Origin of the sequence: Belnapia arida (assembly GCF_016773205.1) — a bacterium.
GTDB classification, from domain to species: domain Bacteria; phylum Pseudomonadota; class Alphaproteobacteria; order Acetobacterales; family Acetobacteraceae; genus Belnapia; species Belnapia arida.
The window spans coordinates 1-7994 of record NZ_JAETWB010000086.1 but is presented as its reverse complement, the minus strand read 5'-3'; the positions used below and the strand labels follow the sequence as shown (position 1 = coordinate 7994).

The following is a 7994-nucleotide window of genomic DNA, read 5'->3' as shown; positions in this document are numbered from 1 at the left end:
AGGCCTTCCGACACCTACCGCTAGCCGAGTGGCCCGACGCGGCGCTGTGGGCCTTCCTCGGCCTTCCAGAGAGCACCAGTGATGCGGATCTGCAGCGTATCGTCGACGCGGCGCCCAAGGCGGAGGTTCGGCCATGAGCGGGACCATGCATCGCCGCCTTGCCGCCCTCGAGGCGCGGCATCGGCCGACGCCGAGCTATGTGGTCGAGCTCACCGACGAGGAGATGGCCGACCCGGTGGCGGTGCGGGCAGCCATCGCCGAGAACCAGCGCCGGACGGGCTGGGCAGGCCCGGTGATCGTGGCGCCGGCCGAGGTGACGGTGGAGGAGTGGATGGCCTGTGCTACGAGCGGCCGCCTGAATGATGCCGTTGAGGCAGCGCTATAGCGGTTTCGCTTTTGCAACTGCTCGCGGCGATGTCTTCTCACCACAATCATAGATTAATAAATCTGTTTTACGCTTTCTCCTATGGCTAGGAAACCAGATCGGGAAAAAGTGCTCGTGACCAATTGTAGGCAGTCGTACGAACGACTTGCTGCGCGCCGCCTGCGCGCTGCTGAACATCGACTACGCTGCTATGATTTCGGTCATGAGGTGGCCGCCGAGGGCAGCTGGACGCAACTTGGCCGTGATGGTGGTCATTGGCGCCGACGCGTGAAACTTCAGGCTGAAGGCGCGGAGCAAAAGCTAATTTTTGCAGTGACCTTCGCTTTGAGTACGAACCACATGATTGAGGCCTACGCCCTTATACCCGGCGATGTGCCTTTGCTTGTCGGACAGTGGTCCGACGTTGAGCTCCGATCGAGGCACTAACCAGCGATCGGTGATGTTCAAGGCAGCCGTATATGCCTCCTCCCGCTACACCCGTACAAAGCTAGTTTGAGTGGCATCGTTCCACTATTAATGGAACAGTAGCGGACAAACCTGTGGCGTGCTTCGTTGCATACACTTGCCGCCGTTGGTTGGTCCCCGCTGCGGCAGTTGCCAGTTGAAGGCCCGTTCTCCCGGTAGGCAGAGCGGGCCTTCATCTTGTTGCCGTCGCCGCTTTGACCTCTCTTGCATGGCTCCCTGTTAGTCCGGGAAGGCGCATTAGGCGTGGTCGCGTCTCCCGACAGCGAACCAGGGGAGAATTCAGGTGGTTCCTGCTGGCCTTGTTGCCCTTGTCATCGCGACCCTCTTTGCCGGGGCCGCACTCTACATCAGCATCGTCGAGCATCCCGCCAGGATGAGCTTGGAGGACGCGCCCCTGCTCGCGCAGTGGCAGCCCAGCTACAAGCGCGCCCTGCCCATTCAGGCTGGCTTGGCCATGCTGGGAGGGGCTGCAGGGCTCCTGGCCTGGTTGGCTCCCGCGAGTGGCAATGGATGGCAGGGAGCCTGCTCCTGCTCGCAAACTGGCCGTTTACGATGTTGGTCATCATGCCAGTGAACAAGCCTTTGATGGCGATGATGCCACAGGAGGCGGGGGCAAAAAGCCGTGGGCTGCTGCATCGTTGGGGCACCCTGCACGGCGTCCGGAGCGTGCTTGGCTCCGCCGCGTCGCTCCTGTTTGCTTGGGGCTCCCTGGCTACCCGCTAGGTCCGCTCGCCCCCAACGCCGACCTAAGGTTTGGGTACCAAGCGTAGGCCGGTCCACTGACGCAGTGGCAGGCAGCGCCGGCCTTCACCTTGGCCAGCTTGGCGCCACGCTCGGCCCGGAAGCAGATCGCCCTGCTGGCCGGCCGGCCGACGGTGACGCTGCAGGACCGGGTCCGGCTCGAGCGGCTCCGGCAATGGCTCCATGACAGGCGGGATCGGTGCGGCTGCCGGAGGACCAGGTGCTCTGGCTAGATGGGCTGTGGGGCGAGGCGTTCAGCGGCGGGTAGCGCCGTGCTGCGCCACGTTGAAAGCGCTGCGCGAGGCGGGAGTGATCCCCCCGCCGGCCTCGGCCGATGTGGTGCCTCTCCGCCCGGCGCGGCACCGGCATAACTGCGGGAGCGCGATTTCTGCACCACCACGCGCCATCGCGTACGGGCGCGTGCGCGAGGCCCTGCCGTAACCACGCTGGCGCCGCTATGGAGCCCGGCAACGCCTTTGGGACACAACGAGGGTCCCGACCCGGCAATCGTCCTGGTCGCCCCAGCGTGGCCTCGCCGACGGTCCTGCGGTCAGCTGAAGATGAAGTCGTTGAAGCCCAGCGACGTGATCCCGGCGATGAAGATTTCGCCGTGATTAGCCGCCTGACCGGCCAGACCGCCATAACTGAGGGTCACGCCCCCTTCTCCTACGGTCCAGGTGATCTCGCGGCCGGACATGCCGTGGAACTCCAGGTGATCAACTCCCTGCCGGAAACCAACAATCCGGTCATGGCCGTCAGCACGATTGAACAGGAAGGTGTCAGCCCCTGCGCCACCGCGCAGCCTGTCGTTACCTGCTCCGCCCGTAATGACATCGTTGCCGCCTCCACCGGTGATGTAGTCGTTGCTGCTAGTGCCGATCAGAAGGTCGTCGCCGATGGTGCCGCGAAAGAAGGTCACGGTAAGATCCTATGGATTGTTAAATGCATATACAAATCTACTTGAGATTATTCCAAGTTACGTCTCTGTCCGGTGAACGCGGGAGTAGTTAGAAGCCAACCCTATCCACGAAAGTCATGGTAGCTATCTAAGTATACTTAAAGTTGTTAAAACAAATGTAAGATACACGTCAAAGTTGTGTTCGTTAGCGTGCATCGCAGGCACTTAGCTCGAAATAGGGCACCATCGCCCGATCATCGTTTTAACCTTAGATAACCATCGATCGGATCTATTAAATTTTCTGTAATCACCATCTTGCTGAATAGTTACTGCAGCAAACTCATTTGGTTGATTGGTCCTGCTGCGCTGACATAGGTGGCGTTGATGCGTTGGAAGTGTGGGTCGACGGCTGTAACCGGCAGCGTCGGCCGCCGTTGGCACCTCATCCACCCCAACTAGGCAGGAGATCGTCATGTCGGACACGACCAAGTCGAGCGCCACCATGGGCGAGCCGTTGCGGATCATTGGCTAAGCCGAGGGTCTGCCCGGTTAGGCCGCTTGCAAACTATCGCTGGGAAACGCGTAGACAACGCCCTTCGCACTCGGCTAGCGGTCCTGAGCACTCGAGAGCGAGAGAAGGGCGCGCCCATGGCGTTAGACCTCGACGGCTTGCTGCCACCAGCGCAGGGCTAAAGGCTGAAGCGGTGCAACGCCGAAATTCTGTCCGATCGCGGATGCCCGCGATGGACGATGGCGGGTGGTGCAGTCGGTATTCGGACGATGGATGAGGATGAGAAGCGGTTCGGCAACGTCGTGCTGAAGGCGCTAGGAGTTGGCCATTGAGCGAGCCATGTTGCTGATGGCCTCCTGGTGCTTTTCGTCTTTGATCAGAGCGAAGTTGCGTACCAGCTCCAAGCACATGCGCTGGCGTGGGGCTACCTCCTGGGTCTCACCGTGCTCCGAAATGCCTTCGAAGAACCATGCGGGATCAACAGCAAGCGCTTGCGCAACACTGAACAGGCGGCCGGCGGAAATGCGGTTTTGCCCTCGCTCATACTTGTGCGCCTGCTGGTAGGTCACGCCGATGATGCGAGCCAACTGCATCTGCGACAGCCCCATGGCACGCCGCCGCTCCCGGATCCGGCGCCCAACATGCAAGTCCACCATGGTGGCGCGTTGGCTTTGCGGTTCGTCCTGCTGATCAGTTAGGCCCATCTGCCGCGTCCTGGTTGATGACGCTTGTCTAATGAGTTGTGCGGCGGCGCTCAGCGCATTATCCCGCGAGAACAATCTCATTACGTGGATGTGACGGCAGGATAGTGTTTGTGGTGAAGGTCAGGTGGCGCTGGCGAGGTCGGCCCCGACATGGCCCGGCTGATCTTCGACGCCACCAGCTGCAGCTGGCCCGATGAACCCGCGCGTCTTCGGCGATCGGGGATGCGGACCTAGGGCTTGCTGAACTACAGGCGGTGCAGAGGCGAGGTGAGGTTGCGGGTCAAAGCGAGCAAGCAAATGTCCGAGCCTCGACGTTTCGCAAGCACCCTCTCCAAGACCGGCATCCCCGCCAACGTCCTCGACAAGAACCAGCGCCGGATGGGCTGGTCCGATGATCGTGGCGCCGGCCGAGGTGATGACAGAGCGCTAGAGCGACCGTTGCCGACCCGAAGCGGCTGTAGCCGAGGCGCGCCCGCCACTTCGGGACATGTCCACGCGGCATCAGCCGCGGTTCGGCGCCGTCTCGTACACCGTGGCGTCCTCTGGCAGGACGACCCAGGGCTGCTTGCTCCGCACGTAGAAGTGTGTCGTCGGCCGTAGCCACGAAGTGTCGTCGAGCGTGCCGCCACGGACGACGCGCGCGGAGCCAGGCGGCTCGGTTCCCGGCTTCACGCCGCCGCAGATGCAAATCCCGCAATCGGGGCAAACCCAGCGCGTCTTGGCGCGCCCGCTGTCGGTGACGCCCCCGGGAACGCCTCGCAGCTCCTTGCCCGACAGCCGAAACGCATTTGCCGGAACCGCGACGCCGATCGAGAAGGCGCTGGTCGTCGCACGCTGGCAGTCGGTGCAATGGCACGCATAGACGCGGGTGGGCTCGCAGGTGATCTCGTAGCGGATCGCTCCGCACATGCAGCCGCCCTTCAACGGCAGTTCCATAGCCTGACTTCTCCTCGCGCGGGCCGTATCCCATCCGCAGGGACTTGGATGGTCAAGCGGCGTTGGTCCGCTTCCCACCCTTTGCAGTCGCTCGCGCGCCAGTCCAGCCGCCACTGTAAAGACTTCACGGGCAGCAGGCGGTGGCTATTGCGCATGGCCTGTCGATCGCGCCGCAGCAGGTCCAGCTGGTCCCGATCAGCCCGGTGCAGTCCGGCGCCGGGCACTACGTGACCGGGATCACCTCGACGGCCTTCACGGTCAACCTCGGCACCCCGGCGACCAGTGACCGCACCTTTGCCTGGCGGGCGACCTTCTGATGCCGGGTCCAGCTGCGGCGGGCATCTCATGAGGTGGTTGTCAGCGGGCCATCGGTGGAGACACCAAGGGCTGGTGGGGCGGCTAGTTCATCTTCTGCCAGCCCGCCGCCTGATACCCGCGGGCGCAGGACGCCGCCGTCGAGTTGTCGATCATGGCCTGGGCGATCGGGAAGAACGAGTTGCGGGCGCCCTCAGCGCGGCACTCCTTAATTTCACCAGTGGCCGGATTGCGGAGGACGAACACCTCCGAGCCGACGCACCCCGCCAGCAGCACACACCCCAGAAGCGACAACCGCATCCCCGAACCCTTCACGCGAAGCCTAGAAGCTATCGCGTATAGGTATATCACAAACTGTACTATTCTCGACATTGGTTCTATCAGCGAGGAGCTTGGTGCAGCAAGCAGGCGCCGCTGTGGCTCCTATCGGCTCCATTGGCGAAGGACCACGAGGGCGATTGCCAGCAGCGCGCCGGCCATCATCAGGACGCCGGTTCGGGTTTCCGCTATCTCAAAGAGCCTAACACCCACGATCAACAGGACGGCTAGACCCAGAGCGGTGGCTTCATGCGGCGTCACGGCTGCTCGGCCGCCTGCTGCGCCGCCTCGGTGGTCGCTGCTGCCATCGTCGCTCTCAGTCGCTCCATCATCGCAGCCCCACCGGGCGTCCGCTGCACGAGCACACTGCGACGGTCCTTCGGATCAATCTTCCGGTATGCCAAGTCGAGCTCTTCCAGCCGGTTAAGCACATGGGTGACGACGGGCTTGCTGATGTTCAAATGCTTCGCCAACCCGCGGACGGTTTGCAGCTCCTCGGTCTGGTAGACAATCAGCAGCACCGCGAGTTGGCGAAGGGTCAGGTCCGGCCGGTCGCATCGGATCTCAGACAGGCACGTCTCACGCGGGATCTGCAGCAGACGGTCGGGGTCGTCGCCTATTCCAGCCTCTGTCACAGCTTCTCCGCCGCTCGCTGCGCCGCTGCCCGCTCCGCCTCCAAGCCAGCCTCCAACATCACAAGCCGGTCGCAGGCTGATGCCAGGTCTGGATAGCCGGCAAACCTGGCCAGCGCCTCCAATGGCGCAATACCAACTCCCCACTGAGCTGGCGCCACAGAGGGGCCCATCTCGCTCAATGCGACCATTGTCGCAGCCTGCTGCTGACGAGCCTCATTTCGCAGAACGGCATCGTCGAAGAGACGTAGCAGGGTGGCGGCCATTTCTGAGTTGGACATTGTCTCGGTAGAGGTCGGCATACCCATCCTCCACGACGTCTGAAGCAGGGCCGGTGAGCAAACCCTGACCATCGGGTGGTGGCGGACACTAGCGAAAATGAGATCCAGCCGAGGGCCCTGCTAACGCTCTTCGGTTGCCTTCCTCAGCCGCACCCCAGCGCCGCCGCCATTCTCCGCGATGAACTCGACGCCAGCGGCCTCGAGGGCGGTGCGGATTGCGGTGACGTCAGCAGCTGCTCTTAGTCCAACATCGCGCTCAAAATCGACGACAGCCCGCTGTGTCACGCCCGCTACTTCAGCCAATTCGCTTTGGGTCCATTCGAGCATGCCCCTGGCACCTCGGGATTGCGCGGCGGTAATCGCCATGGATGGGCTCAAGCGCTCGTCCTCCTCAGCCGCACCCCAGCCCCGCCACCATTCTCGGGAATGAACTCGACGCCGGCGGCTTCGAAGGCCGTACGAATAGCCTGAAGTGTGCGGCTTCGAGGCGCCGTGGTGGCCAGTTCGAAGTCAGCGATCGTCCTTTTGGGCACACCGCTAGCCGCAGCCAGATCATCCCTGGACCAATTCAATAGGCCTCGGGCCGCACGGCTCTGCTCGACGCTAATCGCATCTTTCATGCGAAACACCTTGACCATATCGCATCTTCTATGCGATTTCGAAGGTGTCGCGCAAGCGATACGAACGGCCGGACGATGTGTTGGACGCACCCCGCCCGGCCTGACCACAACCCGAGAGCAGGACCCGGATCATGGCTGCGTGCACCCATACCACCCTCGAACCGAGAAGAGGAACGGCGCCTTGCCTTGCGCGCGTCCTGACTTCGCCCATCGCCGGCGAGATCCTCCTCGGTTCCGACGCCACCGGCGGCCCTGTCCTCCGCATCCCCGCCAGCACCGGCCGGGCCAACATCGAGGCCGCGGTCGCCGCGCTGGTCGACCTCCTCGCCCGCATGGACGCCCCGCTGCAGGACTGCGAGCCCGCCGAGGCCTCTCCTCTGACGGTGCGCTTCGACGCCACCTTTCAGGGCATCACCCCCACCGCCGACCAGGTGCGCGCCGCCTACCGCAGCAACGGGGACCGGCTTCCGGCCAACCTGCGCACCGGCTTCGCTCGGGCGCTTTTCGGATGAACCGCCGCATCATGCTCGGCGCGGCCCTGCTGACCGCCGCTGCCGGCGGCACCGCACTCGCCTCGCCCGTCCCGGTGCACCCTGACGCCGCGCTGATCGCGCTCTGCCAGGCGCACCCGGCCCTGGTCGACGCCCTGAACAGCGACGACCGCGACTGCGACGACAGCAACCCGCATTGGGTGGCCTACGAGGCCTCAGGCAAGGCCATCAGCGCCGCCCGGCCACAGACCCTCGCCGGCATGCGCGCCAAGGCCTTGGCGGCAAAGGCCGAAGCCCTCATGCCGGACGGCAGTGAGAGCTATGACGGCACAACGGCCGGGGTGTGGGCATCGGACTTGCTGCACGACGTGCTGCGGCTGACAGGAGGCGCGGCATGAGCACCGCATCTCGCCGCGCGCTGCTCGCTAGCGCCGCTGCGCTGCCTGCCGCGGCCGTCGGCGCCGTGGTGGCCGCGCCCGCCCCTGAGGCCTTCGCCACGGCCTGGCAGGCCTATCAGCCGTATCGGCATCCCAGCCTCAGCAACGGCCTCGGCGACGCGGGCTGCGATGCTTGGTGCGAGCGTCAGCTCGAGGCGACAGAGCGGCTGGCCGAGGCGCCGGTGAACCGCCCCGGCTTCGCCGGAGGGTGGTTTACTTGGGTCACGCCGCCATGGCGGGTGCCTCGAGCTGAGCATGGT

The 7994-nt window shown here is 64.0% G+C and carries 14 protein-coding genes; 6 read left to right on the top strand and 8 right to left on the bottom strand.

Annotated elements, in window-relative coordinates; all coding sequences use genetic code 11:
• Positions 1-133: 133 nt before the first annotated feature.
• Positions 134-385: a hypothetical protein gene (locus JMJ56_RS32065; RefSeq protein ID WP_202835935.1), complete on the top strand. Its 252-nt coding sequence runs from the start codon at positions 134-136 to the stop codon at positions 383-385.
• Positions 386-1093: 708 nt separating this feature from the next.
• Positions 1094-1573, top strand: a complete 480-nt coding sequence (locus JMJ56_RS36325; RefSeq protein WP_407927986.1) for a DUF1772 domain-containing protein — start codon at positions 1094-1096, stop codon at positions 1571-1573.
• Between the two features lie 568 nt (positions 1574-2141).
• Here the strand turns inward: JMJ56_RS36325 and JMJ56_RS32055 are convergent.
• The 3 genes from JMJ56_RS32055 to JMJ56_RS32045 all read right to left on the bottom strand — a co-directional run bounded on the left by JMJ56_RS32055 (position 2142) and on the right by JMJ56_RS32045 (position 4640).
• Complete coding sequence (locus JMJ56_RS32055) at positions 2142-2510, bottom strand: calcium-binding protein (RefSeq protein WP_202835933.1); 369 nt, start codon at positions 2508-2510, stop codon at positions 2142-2144.
• An 804-nt stretch (positions 2511-3314) separates the two neighbouring features.
• Positions 3315-3704 carry a helix-turn-helix domain-containing protein gene (locus JMJ56_RS32050; protein ID WP_202835932.1) on the bottom strand — a complete coding sequence of 130 codons (390 nt, stop codon included), beginning with the start codon at positions 3702-3704 and terminating at the stop codon, positions 3315-3317.
• Positions 3705-4205: 501 nt separating this feature from the next.
• Positions 4206-4640 (bottom strand): GFA family protein, encoded by a 435-nt coding sequence (locus JMJ56_RS32045; protein ID WP_202835931.1) that lies wholly within the window; start codon positions 4638-4640, stop codon positions 4206-4208.
• A 140-nt stretch (positions 4641-4780) separates the two neighbouring features.
• Between JMJ56_RS32045 and JMJ56_RS32040 the strand changes: the two genes are divergently transcribed.
• The gene (locus tag JMJ56_RS32040; RefSeq protein WP_202835930.1) at positions 4781-4957 is read left to right on the top strand and encodes a hypothetical protein; all 177 of its coding nucleotides are present in this window, start codon (positions 4781-4783) and stop codon (positions 4955-4957) included.
• Between the two features lie 82 nt (positions 4958-5039).
• Here JMJ56_RS32040 and JMJ56_RS32035 read toward each other — a convergent pair whose 3' ends face one another.
• From JMJ56_RS32035 to JMJ56_RS32015, 5 genes are all read right to left on the bottom strand, one after another.
• On the bottom strand, positions 5040-5255 hold the full coding sequence (locus tag JMJ56_RS32035) for a hypothetical protein (RefSeq protein WP_202835929.1): 216 nt from the start codon (positions 5253-5255) through the stop codon (positions 5040-5042).
• A 275-nt stretch (positions 5256-5530) separates the two neighbouring features.
• Positions 5531-5908 (bottom strand): MarR family transcriptional regulator, encoded by a 378-nt coding sequence (locus JMJ56_RS32030; protein ID WP_202835928.1) that lies wholly within the window; start codon positions 5906-5908, stop codon positions 5531-5533.
• A complete protein-coding gene (locus JMJ56_RS32025) occupies positions 5905-6207 on the bottom strand; it encodes a hypothetical protein (protein WP_202835927.1) in 303 nt (100 codons plus the stop codon). Before JMJ56_RS32025 ends, JMJ56_RS32030 begins: the two co-directional genes overlap by 4 nt.
• A 99-nt stretch (positions 6208-6306) precedes the next feature.
• Positions 6307-6552 carry a helix-turn-helix domain-containing protein gene (locus tag JMJ56_RS32020; RefSeq protein ID WP_236039021.1) on the bottom strand — a complete coding sequence of 82 codons (246 nt, stop codon included), beginning with the start codon at positions 6550-6552 and terminating at the stop codon, positions 6307-6309.
• Positions 6553-6560: 8 nt separating this feature from the next.
• Entirely contained in the window at positions 6561-6806 is a 246-nt protein-coding gene (locus JMJ56_RS32015; RefSeq protein WP_202835936.1) for a helix-turn-helix domain-containing protein, read from the bottom strand.
• A gap of 131 nt (positions 6807-6937) precedes the next feature.
• Here JMJ56_RS32015 and JMJ56_RS32010 point away from each other — a divergent pair, with 131 nt between their 5' ends.
• The 3 genes from JMJ56_RS32010 to JMJ56_RS32000 all read left to right on the top strand — a co-directional run.
• Complete coding sequence (locus JMJ56_RS32010; protein WP_202835926.1) at positions 6938-7318, top strand: hypothetical protein; 381 nt, start codon at positions 6938-6940, stop codon at positions 7316-7318.
• Complete coding sequence (locus tag JMJ56_RS32005; protein WP_202835925.1) at positions 7315-7695, top strand: hypothetical protein; 381 nt, start codon at positions 7315-7317, stop codon at positions 7693-7695. Before JMJ56_RS32010 ends, JMJ56_RS32005 begins: the two co-directional genes overlap by 4 nt.
• Positions 7692-7994, top strand: a 303-nt coding sequence (locus JMJ56_RS32000) for a hypothetical protein (protein ID WP_202835924.1), incomplete at its 3' end; no start/stop codon positions are given. The genes JMJ56_RS32005 and JMJ56_RS32000, both read left to right, overlap by 4 nt.